Origin of the sequence: Pseudomonas sp. LJDD11, assembly GCF_024584215.1 — a bacterium.
Classification (GTDB): Bacteria; Pseudomonadota; Gammaproteobacteria; order Pseudomonadales; family Pseudomonadaceae; genus Aquipseudomonas.
This window is the reverse complement of record NZ_JANJFL010000001.1, coordinates 230,203-243,012: the sequence shown is the minus strand read 5'-3', so window position 1 is coordinate 243,012 and position 12,810 is coordinate 230,203. Positions and strand designations below refer to the sequence as shown.

Genomic DNA, 12,810 nt, shown 5'->3' with positions numbered 1-12,810 from the left:
GATGATTGCACAGCTTAATTTCTCTGCCCTGCTGCCCTACTGGCCGGAACTGCTGGCCGGCTTGTGGGTGACCATCCAGCTCACGGTGCTGGCCACCGTGGGCGGGGTCAGCCTGGGGATTCTCGGTGCGGCGCTGCGCAGTGGCCGGCCGGGGCTGGCCAGCCGCCTGTGGGGCTGCTACGTCGAACTGATCCGCAACACGCCGTTTGTGGTGCAGTTGTTCTTCATTGTCTTCGGCCTGCCAGCGCTGGGCCTGAAGCTGACTGCCGGCGAAGCCGCGCTGCTGGCGATGCTGATCAACCTGGGCGCCTACAGCACCGAGATCATCCGCGCCGGCATCCAGGTCACCCCGCGTGGCCAGTGGGAAGCCGGCCGGGTGCTGGGCCTGAGCCGTTCGCAGACGTTCTTGCGAGTGGTGCTGCCACCGTCGCTCAAGCGCATTTATCCGGCGCTGGTCAGCCAGTGCATCATCGTCATGCTCGGCTCCTCGGTGGTTTCACAGGTGTCCCATGAAGAGCTGACCTTCGCCGCCAGCCTGATTCAGTCGCGCACCTTCCTGAGTTTTGAGGTGTACCTGGTGACCGCGCTGATGTACCTGGCGCTGTCGATCGCCATGCGTCAGCTGTTGCTGGCGATCGGCCGCAAATGCTTTGGAGACCAGCCATGATGGGCACCTTTACCGACTGGGATATCCTGCGCAACCTGCTGTTGGCAGCGCGCTGGACGGTCCTGCTGTCGCTCACCGCGTTCATCGGCGGCACCCTGGTAGCCAGTGTGCTGGTGATGATGCGCCTGTCCGGGCAGCGCTGGCTGCATTGGCTGATTCGCGGCTATACCGAGCTGTTTCAGGGCACGCCGCTGCTGATGCAGTTGTTTCTGGCATTTTTCGGTGTCGCGTTGCTGGGCATCGATGTTTCACCCTGGACCGCCGCCTCGCTGGCCCTGACTTTCTACACCAGTGCCTTTCTGGTCGACATCTGGCACGGCAGCATTCGTGCCCTGCCCCGCGGCCAGTGGGAAGCCTGCCGCTGCCTGGGCCTGGACTTCGGCCAGACCCTGTACCGGGTGGTGCTGCCCCAGGCGCTGCGCATCGGCATTGCGCCCACCGTCGGCTTTGCCGTGCAGGTGGTCAAGGGCACGGCGCTTGCCTCGATCATCGGTTTTATCGAGCTGACCAAAGCCGGCACCATCCTCAACAACGTCACCTACCAACCGTTCAAGGTGTTCGGCCTGGTGGCGCTCGGTTATTTCCTGATGTGCTACCCGCTGTCGCGCTACAGCCAGTTCCTGGAGAAGAAATTCAATGCCGCTCATCACCATTGATCAGGTACAGAAGTACTACGGCGACAACCACGTGCTCAAGGGCGTGGACCTGGACATCGAGATCGGCGAAGTGGTGTCGATCATCGGCCGCAGCGGCTCGGGCAAAAGCACCCTGCTGCGCTGCATTAACGGCCTGGAGGGTTATCAGCAAGGCAGCATCAAACTGGCCGGCATGACCGTCACCGACCGTGACTCCCAGGCGCGGGAAATTGCCCGTTCGGTGGGCATGGTGTTTCAGAGCTTCAACCTGTTCCCGCACATGACGGCGCTGGAGAACGTGATGCTCGCGCCGCGCCGGGTGCTGAAAAAAAGCGACGCCGAGTGCCGCGAACTGGCCGCGCAGATGCTGGAAAAGGTCGGTCTGGGTGAGCGTCTGGACTACTACCCCTCAAGCCTCTCCGGTGGTCAGCAACAGCGGGTGGCGATTGCCCGCGCCCTGGCCATGTCGCCCAAGGTACTGCTGTGCGACGAAATCACCTCGGCCCTCGATCCGGAACTGGTCGGTGAGGTATTGAAGGTTCTGGAACAACTGGCCAAAGAAGGCATGACCCTGATCCTGGTCACCCACGAAATGAACTTCGCCCGCGAGGTCGGCGACCGGGTGGTGTTCATGCACCAGGGCAAAGTCTGGGAACAGGGCGACAGCCGCGAGCTGTTTGCCAACCCGCAGACCGCTGAATTCAAACAGTTTATTTCCTCGGTACGTGGTCTGAACTGAACCCCTCTTATAAATGTGTAGAAGATCGTCCCCATGAATACTGCCCTCTATTCACCGGTCAACCCGCCACAACGCCTGCTCATGGGCCCCGGCCCGATCAACGCCGACCCGCGCGTGCTGCGCGCCATGTCCAGCCAGTTGGTCGGCCAGTACGACCCGGCCATGACCGGCTACATGAACGAGGTGATGGCGCTGTACCGCAGCGTGTTCGCCACCGCGAACCACTGGACGCTGCTGGTCAACGGCACCTCGCGGGCTGGCATCGAAGCGATTCTGGTGTCGGCGATCCGTCCCGGCGACAAGGTGCTGGTGCCGGTGTTTGGCCGCTTCGGCCACCTGCTGGTCGAGATCGCCCGCCGCTGCCGGGCCGAGGTGCATACCATCGAGGCACCATGGGGTGAAGTGTTCGAGCCGCAGCAGATCGAAGACGCGATCAAGCGGGTCAAGCCACGGCTGTTGTTGACGGTCCAGGGCGACACCTCGACCACCATGCTCCAGCCGCTGGAACAACTGGGCGAAATCTGCCGCCGCCACGATGTGCTGTTCTATACCGATGCCACCGCCTCACTGGGCGGCAATGTGCTGCAAAGCGACCTGTGGGGCCTGGATGCAGTCTCCGCCGGCTTGCAGAAATGCCTGGGCGGGCCGTCGGGCACCGCGCCAATCACCTTGAGCGAACGCATGGAAGCGGTCATTCGCCGGCGCAAATGTGTCGAGGCTGGCATCCGCACGGCGGCGCATCAGGACGGCGACGACGAGATGATCTACTCCAATTATTTCGATCTGGGCATGATCCTCGATTACTGGGGGCCAGAGCGCCTCAACCACCACACCGAGGCCACCTCGGCGCTGTTCGCCGCCCGTGAATGCGCCCGGTTGATCGTCGAAGAGGGCCTGGAGGCCGGTATCGCCCGCCACAAACTGCACGGCGATGCCTTGCTCAAGGGCATTGAGGGCATGGGCCTTGCAACCTTCGGCAACCTTGAGCACAAGATGAACAACGTGCTCGGCGTGGTGATTCCCGAGGCCGTGCATGGCGAGCAGGTGCGCAAGCTGCTGCTGGAAGACTTCGGCATCGAGATCGGCACCTCGTTCGGGCCGCTGGCCGGCAAGATCTGGCGCATCGGCACCATGGGCTACAACGCCCGCAAAGACTGCGTCATGCAGACCTTGAGCGCCCTGGAAGCAGTGCTCAATCATCTGGGCGTACGCACCACCCAAGGCGCGGCCATGCAGGCCGCCTGGGATCACTACAGCGGCCAGCCAGCATGAGCCCGTTGCAGATGAACAACGATGCCGCTGCGCGGGTCATGGCGCGCTGCGACCAATTGGCGCTGATCAGCGAGTCGGCGCCGTCGCTGACCCGGGTGTACCTGTCGACCGAGCACTTGCAAGCCAACGCGCTGGTCGGCCAGTGGATGCGCGAGGCCGGCATGCGCGTCTGGCAGGACAGCGTCGGCAATATCTGCGGCCGCTATGAAGGCCAGACGCCTGACGCCAAAGCGGTGCTGCTCGGCTCGCATCTGGACACCGTACGCGATGCCGGGCGCTACGACGGCATGCTTGGGGTCATCACGGCCATTGAGGTGGTTCAGCACTTGCACCAGCACGCTGTACACCTGCCGAACGCCATCGAGATCGTCGGTTTTGCCGATGAAGAAGGCACCCGCTTTGGCATTACCCTGCTCGGCAGCCGCGCCTTGACCGGCAGTTGGCCCGCCGAATGGGTCGACAAGCCCGATGCCAACGGCATCAGCGTCGCCCAGGCCATGACCGAGGCTGGCCTGGACGCCAGCGCCATCGGCCAGGCGGCGCGCCACCAGTCAGAGATTGCCGCTTATCTTGAGCTGCATATCGAACAGGGACCGTGCCTGGAAGGTGAGCAACTGGCGCTCGGCGTGGTGACCGCAATCAATGGCGCAAGACGTCTGAACTGCGCCTTTACCGGCCACGCCGGGCATGCCGGCACGGTGCCGATGGCGCATCGCAAAGACGCTCTGGCGGCGGCGGCGCAATGGATGGTGTGGATCGAGGAGCATACCCGGCAAACCGGTCCGCAACTGGTGGCCACGGTCGGCACCCTGCAATGCCACCCCGGTGCGGTCAACGTCATCCCTGGCGAGGTGACCCTGACCCTGGATGTGCGCGGGCCGCAGGACGCGGCACTGGACGGCCTGCTGGAGCGGATTCTGCAACAGGGCCAGGCGATTGCCAGACAACGCGGCATTGCCTTCAGCGCCGAGACCTATTACTCGATTCCGGCCACCGACTGCGATGCGCAGCTGCAGGCTGCGCTGCAAGAAGTGCTGGTCAACGTCCAGGGCCGCAGCCTGGCACTGCCCAGCGGCGCCGGCCACGATGCCATCGCCATGGCAGAAAAATGGCCGGTGGGCATGCTGTTCGTGCGCTGCGCCGGTGGCATCAGCCACCACCCGGCCGAGTCAGTGACCCAGGCGGATGTCGGCCTGGCATTGCAAGCGCTCAGTCAGTGGGTGGCAGCGGTTGCCAGGGCGTAAAGGCGAATGGGCTTGCAGGATTCGCTCGTAGGAGCGGCTTTAGCCGCGAAGGCTTCCCGGCTAAAGCTGCTCGCCGCCCGGCCGGTCCTACGGGGTAATGCCGATCAGTTAAGGCGCATTTTTTCCTGCTTTAAAGGGTCATTAGTGGAGAACTGCCTGCACCGCTCTTTCGAGCAATGGAAAATCCCTAACCAAGTCGTCTGGACTGCAGGTTTCGCCCTGCTGGGCGACCCGATTTTGTCTTGGCAAAACCAGGGAAAACCGCTTGCTCCTGGTTTGGGTCCGCCCTTCGGGCAGACTTCCCTCCGTCCGGCATCGATTCGGGGGCCGGCGCGATGGGCGTCCTGCCCAGCGCACCTGAAACCGACATCCATGTCGGTTTCTCCCCCAAATCGACGCCTACCCTCGGCCTGCACCCAAGTCGCGTTCGGCAGCGTTTGTGCTATCTCGGATCGAAGATCAAAATCAACAGCAACGATGAGCCAATGTCTTTGTAGGAGCGACCTTGGTCGCGAAAGCTGTCTGTCAGACCTTAAAAATACTGCGTCTGGCCTGGCCCTTTCGCGAGCGAGCTCGCGCCTACCCAAGGTCCGTCGTGCCTGATTGAGCAGCCTTACTGCAACGATCAGTCCCCCCCGCCTCCGCCGCAGCCTCCACCGCCACAACCGCTGCTGTCACCGCTGCTGCTGTCGGTGCTGTCAGAACCATGGCTGCCGCCACCGCAGCCCGAACCGCTATCGGAGGAGCCATGGCCCAGGTCGCTGCCGCAATGCACCACGGTCGCGTTGGTATCGTTGCCGGCGCGGCGCATCCCGCTACAGTCCAGGGCATAGACAAAACCACCGGCAATTGCCAGTTTGGCGTCAAGCGCAAACAGCAGCGGCAGGCGCAAGGCTGAGCGTGGGTTGATGTTTTCTTCGTGGCAGGCGTACCACCAGGTACGGCGCAGACCGGCGTCACTCTGCGCAGCAGCCTTTGCCCCCAACGCCGCTGCCGGGGTGTGATGAAAGAAACGGCCAAAGGCCTTGTGGCAGAACTCTTCGTAGGCACGGGTGTGGAGGATGAACTCATGCCACAGGTCATCGACCACCTGAGACGGCATCGACACGTAGCGGTAGCCACTCTTGTGATACGCGAGGAAAAACTGCCGCAAGCCTTGGGCAACCAGTTGGCAATCCTTGATCTGCAAATGCGGATGCTGCTGGCGCAAGGCATCGAATAAACCACCCGGCAACACATAATCGCGAATCACCCGCTCACGGCGCAGGCTGCGCATCCCCCGCAGGTGACCGCGTCCGCGCCACAGCGCCACCACGCACATAACCGCGCCCACCACCAGCCACACATAGTCCATGGCAACACTCCTGGTCAGAAAACGCCGACAGGTTACCACCGCCGATGGTTGCGTAGCCCACACGGTAGTTGTACGATGACTGCTGACCTACAGTGATACCGGTGCAGGCATGTGTGCAGACTGCCAGCTCCACCCCACTCCATCAGCCATTCGGCAACCCTCAGGGTCAAAACAACAGGAGATACCGATGTCCACCCTTCTCGGCCATAACTTCATCGGCGGCGCCCGCAGCGCCTTGGGTCAGAGCCAGCACCAGAGCCTGGACGCGACCACCGGTGAAGCCCTGCCTTACAGCTTTGTCCAGGCCACCGATGGCGAAATCGATGCCGCCGCCCAGGCAGCCAAGGCCGCCTTTCCCGAGTTCCGTCAACTGAGTCCGGCCCGCCGCGCCGAATTCCTCGACGCCATCGCTGATGAGCTGGACCAGTTGGGCGACGACTTCGTGGCCATCGTTTGCCAGGAAACCGCTCTGCCGCAAGCCCGTATCCAGGGTGAGCGCGGTCGTACCAGCGGCCAGATGCGTCTGTTCGCCCAGATCCTGCGCCGTGGCGACTACCTGGGTGCGCGCATCGACCTGCCGCTGCCAGACCGCAAGCCGCTGCCACGCGTGGACCTGCGTCAATACCGCATCGGCGTCGGCCCGGTGGCAGTATTCGGCGCCAGCAACTTCCCGCTGGCCTTCTCCACCGCCGGCGGTGACACCGCTGCGGCACTGGCTGCCGGTTGCCCGGTGGTGTTCAAAGCGCACAGCGGCCACATGGCCACTGCCGACCTGGTTGGCCAGGCGATCATCCGCGCCGCCGAGCGTACCGGCATGCCTAAAGGCGTGTTCAACATGATCTTCGGTAACGGCGTAGGCGAAGGCCTGGTCAAGCACCCGGCCATTCAGGCGGTAGGCTTCACCGGTTCCCTGGGCGGCGGTAATGCGCTGTGCAAAATGGCCGCCGAGCGCCCGCAGCCGATCCCGGTGTTCGCCGAAATGTCGAGCATCAACCCGGTGATCATCCTGCCGCAGGCGCTGGACGCCCGCAGCGAAACCATCGCCAAGGACCTGGCTGCTTCGGTCGCGATGGGTGGCGGTCAGTTCTGCACCAACCCGGGCCTGGTCATCGGCCTGCGCTCGCCGGCCTTCACCGCCTTCCTGGAGCAACTGGCCGGTCAGATCGACGGCCAGGGTCCACAGACCCTGCTCAACGCTGGCGGTCTGCGCAGCTACAGCAAGGGCGTCGAGCACCTGCTGGCGCATTCGGGCGTCACGCACCTGGCGGGCAAGGTTCAGGACGGCAAGCAGGCTCAGTCGCAACTGTTCAAGGCTGACGTCAGCCTGCTGCTGAACGGCGATGAGTTGCTGCAGGAAGAAGTGTTCGGTCCAACCACCATCGCCATCGAAGTGGCCGATGATGCCGAACTGCAAAACGCGCTGCTGGCCCTGCGTGGTCAGTTGACCGCAACACTGATCGGTGAGCCGGCTGACCTGTCGGGCTACCAGTGGCTGCTGCCGTTGCTGGAAGACAAGGTTGGCCGGATTCTGGTCAATGGCTACCCGACCGGTGTTGAAGTCTGCGATGCCATGGTTCACGGTGGTCCGTACCCGGCGACGTCCGATTCGCGCGGCACCTCGGTGGGTACGCTGGCGATCGACCGCTTCCTGCGTCCGGTCTGCTACCAGAACCACGCTGACGCCCTGCTGCCGCCTGCGCTGCAGAACGCCAACCCGCTGGGCCTGCGCCGCCTGGTCAATGGCGAGTGGAGCGACCAGCCTATCGCTTGATAAGGCCGGGTGACAAAACAAAGGCGTGATCCGTGAGGGTCACGCCTTTTTTGTTGAGTGGCGTTTCAGGGAGCGATTGCAGGAGCGGCTTTAGCCATTCAATAACGATCTGATTTGTGCATGGCTTTTTTCTTACGCCACCGCCCCTGCGCCGAGCAACAAGGCGAAACTTGCCGTCCGGACAACACGATGAAAGAGTTGAGTTCTTCGCGGCTAAAGCCGCTCCTACGGCATCACCCTGGGGTGAGTTGCAGGCGCTCGGCCACCGGCCGGAGGCGTATTCGACGTCGAGAATTCTGGCGCGCAGCACTTGGCGCAGTTGAGAGTGCAGCGGCACACTGGAAAGCGGCAGGAGGACCTTGTTGTCTTGCATCGTGAGATCACTTGTCGTAACGAGTCATGACAAGAAGACAAGGATTCAGCTACAGCGACGCAAATACCGTTTGAGCATATGGTTAGAAGCCATCTCTGAGGACGCCGGAACAGAGACCTTCAAGGTCGCTGCTCCATGCGTCTGGCTCAGTGCAGCAGCCTCCGGTCAGTCAGGTGCGGTGGCGCTGAGCGGCACACTCAACGGCAACCCGAACAGCAGCACGTCGGCCCGCTGCTCCCCGAAACGGGCAATGTTGGGCAGCCGTGCCCACAGGGTGGCACCGATGGCAGTGACGATGCGCTGGCTCGGCACGTTGGCCGCCATGATCCAGGCCACCAGATTTTCAAGCCCCGCCTGGCGGCCGAGGGCCACCGCACCGCGCCCCAGTGCCACGCCGATGCCACTGCCGTAGTGGTCGCGCCTGACGTAGATCGCCGCTTCACCGGTCTGGTAGCAGGCCTGGGTGCCCCAGCTGAAGCGGTTGATCGACAGCCAGCCCAGCACTTCGCCGCGCCGCTCAAAGACATACACCGGCAAACCGTCACGCTTGTAGAGGTTGATGTAGAACGTGACCTCTTCAAGGGTCATGGGCCGCACCACCGGCGAGTTGGCGCCGCTGGCGGCGGTTTCGTTGAAGATCTGCATCATCGCCGGCAGGTCGCTGTCACGTGATTCACGCAAACCTTTGGCCAGACGTGGCATGGCCGCTGCGTCGACAAAACTGTTCATCAGTGCATCCTCCGCGCATAAACCGAATGTTTGAGTTGCCCGCGCGCCCGTGCCAGGCGTGAGCGCACCGTGCCGATCGGCACCGCCAGGTGGCGGGCGGCGTCCTGATAGCTGATGTCCGAGTCGACCACCAGCTGGATCACCGTGCGCATGTCGGTGGACAGCTCATCAATGGCTTGCAGGGTCCGACCGAGGATGCGCTGATGGTCACTGACCTGACTGGGGTCGTGGCCCTGCTCCAGGTGTTCCAGGTCCAGATCCGTCAGCTCCGTGGGCTGCGGCTGGTTGTACAGGGTTTTGAAGTGGTTCCTGACCAGGTTTGCGGCAATGCCGAACAGCCATGTCTCGGGCCGGGAATGGCCTTGGTATTTGTGCTGATTGCGCCAGGCTTCCAGGTAGGTCATCTGCATCAGGTCATCGACATCGGCCTGGTTGAACACCCGCTTGCTGATGAACCCGCGCAGTTTCTTGGCGCTGCTTCTGGCCAGCCCTGCCACATCCACTGCGATGACCCCGATGACCTTTGCTTCACACATCTCGTTGTTGGCTTGCACGCTTGTATCCCTCATCCGTTAGACGGTTGCCGTTAGTGGCCCCAGAGGGAGAGCAGCGAACGTACCAGCTTTTATAAATTTTCAACTTGTTGATTTTTAAGGAAATAAACCTCGATAAAACAGCGTTTTGTGCCATTTGTGGCATTGCTGATACAAAACCGCGTGCCAGTTGTTGCACGACTTTCCTGGCTGCCGACCGGGGAACCCTTTGCTGCGTTGTGCCACTCAAGGCACATCCCTTTCTGGCGATAGCGCAGCCCATGAAAATCAACTCCTTTAGCGACCCCCGGCCCGACCTGGACCTGATTGCGCGGCCCGCGCCCGCAGAAGTGCGCACCCCGACGCTGCGCAATCCGCTGTTCGACTCCATGGAAGAAGTGGCGCTGAAATTCACCGAAAGCGTCGAGCGCCACAGCAAGTCGCTGGACGAGCGTCAGGTGCGCGAAAGCAGCACCGCCCAGCGTGTCGAACGGGTCGAAAAACTCACCCAGCTGTACCGCCTGCTCGACAACGCCGAACAGCCGGCCCTGGAACAACTGGCGCGGCGCATGCAGATCCAGATGCAGCAGCAGGCCGCGCTGGGCGGCATCCTGAATCTGGCCGACAACGACCCGACCCGGGCCGACCTGGCCCTGCAGCAGGCGGTGCGCATGGCCGCCGCCGAGGGCCGCCAGTCGCTGGCCGACCAGGCCCATGGGCTGCTCGACGAGTTGCGTCAAACCCACGGCGACAAGATTCGCGCCGGGCTCAACACCGCCAGTGCCATCGCCCTGTTCAGCAGCGATCCGGAACAACGCAGCGCCATGCGCCAGCTCTACTACGCCGCCATCGTCGCCCAGCAGCCGCTGGCCGCGCTGCTCGAAGCGCTGCTGGAGCGCTTCAACGAGGAACAGTTCACCCGTGGCCTGCGCACCCTGCAACGCGCCCTGGCCGACGACATCGCCGCCCTGGCCCCATCAATACCCGGCCCGGTGTTGCGCTCGATGCTGCGCGGGCTGGGTGCCGGCGGGCAGATCAACAACCTGCTCAAGAGCTGCCTGGCGCTGCTCGAACGCCTGGCGCACAAGAACCCCGGCAGCAGCATGACGGCGCTGGGCATGAGCAAGCGGGTGCTGCGCTTTTGTGCCAACGGCTTCTTCGCCCGTGACCTGACCCTGCTGGCCGAAGACACCCTGGGTCGTCAGCCTGAGCTGCAACCGGTGTTTTTCAACAGCCTGTACCCCTTGCTCCAGACCCTGCCGCTGGCAATCTGGAAAGACCTCAAGACCCGCCAGAACGGCCTGCGCCTGCTGATGGGCCTGATGGAGGAACTGGCCCGTCATGAACGCAAGGCGCTGGGCCTGGACGAAACCGCGAGGGTCGTGCAATGAGCTGGCTGATCCAGGCACTCAATCGGCTGGCCCTGGCGTTGACCGGGCGCAGCGAAATCATTGGTGCGGTGATGGTCATGGCCATCGTGTTCATGATGATCCTGCCCTTGCCCACCGCGCTGGTGGACGTGCTGATCGCCCTGAACATCTGCGTTTCGTCACTGTTGATCGTGCTGGCCATGTACCTGCCCAGGCCGCTGGCGTTCTCGACCTTTCCGGCGGTACTGCTGCTGACCACCATGTTCCGGTTGTCGCTGTCGATCGCCACCACCCGGCTGATCCTGTTGCAACAGGACGCCGGGCATATCGTCGAGGCGTTCGGCAGCTTCGTGGTCGGCGGCAACCTGGCAGTCGGCCTGGTGATTTTCCTGATCCTGACCATCGTCAACTTCCTGGTCATCACCAAGGGTTCAGAACGGGTCGCGGAAGTGGCAGCGCGCTTTACCCTCGATGCCATGCCGGGCAAGCAGATGTCGATCGACAGCGATTTGCGCGCCAACCTGATCACCGTGCGCGAGGCGCGTCAGCGCCGCGAAGAGCTGTCCAAGGAAAGCCAGCTGTTCGGCGCCATGGACGGCGCGATGAAGTTCGTCAAGGGCGACGCCATTGCCGGCCTGGTGATCGTGTTCATCAACCTGATTGGCGGTTTTTCCATTGGCGTGCTGCAAAACGGCATGGAAGCCGGTGCGGCCATGCACCTGTATTCGGTCCTGACCATCGGTGACGGCCTGATCGCACAGATTCCCGCGCTGCTGATCTCGCTGACCGCCGGCATGATCATCACTCGGGTCGCGCCCGACAACCAGAGCGCCGATATCAACATCGGCCATGAAATTGCCGACCAGTTGACCAGCCAGCCCAAAGCCTGGGTGATTTCCTCGCTGGGCATGCTCGGCTTTGCCGCCATCCCTGGCATGCCCACCGGGGTCTTTGTGTGCATCAGCCTGGTGTGCCTGTCCAGCGGCCTGTACCAGCTTTGGCGGGCCCGCCAGCGGCAGACGCAACAGGACAACCTCAACGCCGCCGGGCAGAGCGCACCGGAACTCAATGGCCGCGATGACATTCGCCGCTTCAACCCCTCGCGGGCCTACCTGCTGCAGTTCAACCCGGCCCGCCAGGACAGTGCCGAGACCGACGCGCTGTTGCAGGCGATCCGCCAGCGGCGCAACTCGCTGGTCCATAACTACGGCCTGACCCTGCCGTCGTTCGATATCGAGTTCACCGACCGCTGCGCAGACGACGAGTTTCGCTTCTGCGTGTATGAAGTACCGGTGATCCGTGCCACCTGCTTCAGTCCCCGCCTGGCGGTGGAGCAGCATTACCAGCACCAGGCCCGCGACGCCGAACCGGGCCAGCCCGAGCGCGACGAGCAACAGTGGATCTGGCTGGCGGCCGAAGACCCGCTGCTGAGCGACAGCGAGATCAGCCGCTTCAGCGCCCAAGAGTTAATCGTCGAGCGCATGCAGCGCGCCTTTCAGGCCACCGGGCCGCAGTTCATCGGCCTGCAGGAAAGCAAGGCGATCCTTGGCTGGCTGGAAAGCGAACAGCCCGAGCTTGCCCAAGAGCTGCAACGCACCCTGCCACTGGCGCGCTTCGCCGCCATCTTGCAGCGCCTGTCGGCCGAACTGGTGTCGCTGCGCTCGGTACGACCGATTGCCGAAACGCTGATCGAGCAAGGCCAGCATGAGCGTGACCTCAATGCCCTGACCGACCATGTGCGCATCGCCCTCAAGGCGCAGATCTGCCATCAGCACAGCGAAAACAACACCCTGCACACCTGGCTGATGACCCCGGAAACCGAGGTACTGCTGCGCGATGCGCTGCGCCAGACCCAGAACGAATCGTACTTTGCCCTGGACCCGGAGCTGGGCGGTGCGCTGCTCGAACAACTGCGCCAGGCCTTTACCCTGCAAGCCCGGCCAAGGCCGGTGCTGCTGGTCGCCCAGGACCTGCGCAGCCCGCTGCGCAGCCTGCTCAACGAAGAATTCAACCATGTCCCGGTACTGTCTTTCGCCGAACTGCTGTCAACGGTGCAAGTGCAGGTGCTGGGGCGTCTCGATCTGGAAGAAGCACAGGTCCTGATGGCCTGATGGAGCGTGCCC

The 12,810-nt window shown here is 63.1% G+C and carries 11 protein-coding genes and 1 pseudogene; 8 read left to right on the top strand and 4 right to left on the bottom strand.

The features are described 5' to 3' along the window. The first annotated feature begins 1 nt into the window (after position 1). The 5 genes from NRB16_RS01115 to hpxK are packed head-to-tail and all read left to right on the top strand — an operon-like array spanning position 2 to position 4,557. A complete protein-coding gene (locus tag NRB16_RS01115; RefSeq protein WP_045492766.1) occupies positions 2-667 on the top strand; it encodes an amino acid ABC transporter permease in 666 nt (221 codons plus the stop codon). Beyond that, positions 667-1,323 carry an amino acid ABC transporter permease gene (locus NRB16_RS01110; RefSeq protein WP_045495024.1) on the top strand — a complete coding sequence of 219 codons (657 nt, stop codon included), beginning with the start codon at positions 667-669 and terminating at the stop codon, positions 1,321-1,323. The genes NRB16_RS01115 and NRB16_RS01110 overlap by 1 nt, the downstream gene beginning before the upstream one ends. Further along, positions 1,304-2,041, top strand: a complete 738-nt coding sequence (locus NRB16_RS01105; RefSeq protein WP_253141087.1) for an amino acid ABC transporter ATP-binding protein — start codon at positions 1,304-1,306, stop codon at positions 2,039-2,041. The genes NRB16_RS01110 and NRB16_RS01105 overlap by 20 nt, the downstream gene beginning before the upstream one ends. Positions 2,042-2,074: 33 nt before the next feature. Beyond that, on the top strand, positions 2,075-3,313 hold the full coding sequence (locus NRB16_RS01100) for an alanine--glyoxylate aminotransferase family protein (RefSeq protein WP_045492772.1): 1,239 nt from the start codon (positions 2,075-2,077) through the stop codon (positions 3,311-3,313). Then, positions 3,310-4,557: an allantoate amidohydrolase gene (gene hpxK / locus NRB16_RS01095; protein WP_257105256.1), complete on the top strand. Its 1,248-nt coding sequence runs from the start codon at positions 3,310-3,312 to the stop codon at positions 4,555-4,557. The genes NRB16_RS01100 and hpxK overlap by 4 nt, the downstream gene beginning before the upstream one ends. A 625-nt stretch (positions 4,558-5,182) precedes the next feature. On the opposite strand, the gene NRB16_RS01090 is transcribed toward hpxK, so the two are convergent. Continuing rightward, positions 5,183-5,911, bottom strand: coding sequence for a hypothetical protein (locus NRB16_RS01090; protein WP_253111471.1), 729 nt, complete (start codon positions 5,909-5,911; stop codon positions 5,183-5,185). A 187-nt stretch (positions 5,912-6,098) separates the two neighbouring features. On the opposite strand from NRB16_RS01090, the gene NRB16_RS01085 reads away from it, so the two are divergent. After that, a complete protein-coding gene (locus NRB16_RS01085) occupies positions 6,099-7,682 on the top strand; it encodes an aldehyde dehydrogenase (NADP(+)) (protein WP_253111469.1) in 1,584 nt (527 codons plus the stop codon). Between the two features lie 277 nt (positions 7,683-7,959). On the opposite strand, the pseudogene NRB16_RS01080 reads toward NRB16_RS01085, so the two are convergent. From NRB16_RS01080 to NRB16_RS01070, 3 genes and pseudogenes are all read right to left on the bottom strand, one after another. Next, positions 7,960-8,055, bottom strand: a pseudogene (locus NRB16_RS01080) (GntR family transcriptional regulator); the annotation flags it as partial. Positions 8,056-8,220: 165 nt separating this feature from the next. After that, complete coding sequence (locus tag NRB16_RS01075) at positions 8,221-8,784, bottom strand: GNAT family N-acetyltransferase (RefSeq protein WP_045493011.1); 564 nt, start codon at positions 8,782-8,784, stop codon at positions 8,221-8,223. Then, positions 8,784-9,338 carry a sigma-70 family RNA polymerase sigma factor gene (locus NRB16_RS01070; protein WP_253141075.1) on the bottom strand — a complete coding sequence of 185 codons (555 nt, stop codon included), beginning with the start codon at positions 9,336-9,338 and terminating at the stop codon, positions 8,784-8,786. Before NRB16_RS01070 ends, NRB16_RS01075 begins: the two co-directional genes overlap by 1 nt. Positions 9,339-9,598: 260 nt before the next feature. Between NRB16_RS01070 and sctW the strand changes: the two genes are divergently transcribed. Further along, positions 9,599-10,708, top strand: coding sequence for a type III secretion system gatekeeper subunit SctW (sctW, locus tag NRB16_RS01065; protein ID WP_257105255.1), 1,110 nt, complete (start codon positions 9,599-9,601; stop codon positions 10,706-10,708). After that, a complete protein-coding gene (gene sctV, locus NRB16_RS01060; protein ID WP_257105254.1) occupies positions 10,705-12,798 on the top strand; it encodes a type III secretion system export apparatus subunit SctV in 2,094 nt (697 codons plus the stop codon). The genes sctW and sctV overlap by 4 nt, the downstream gene beginning before the upstream one ends. Positions 12,799-12,810 lie beyond the last annotated feature (12 nt).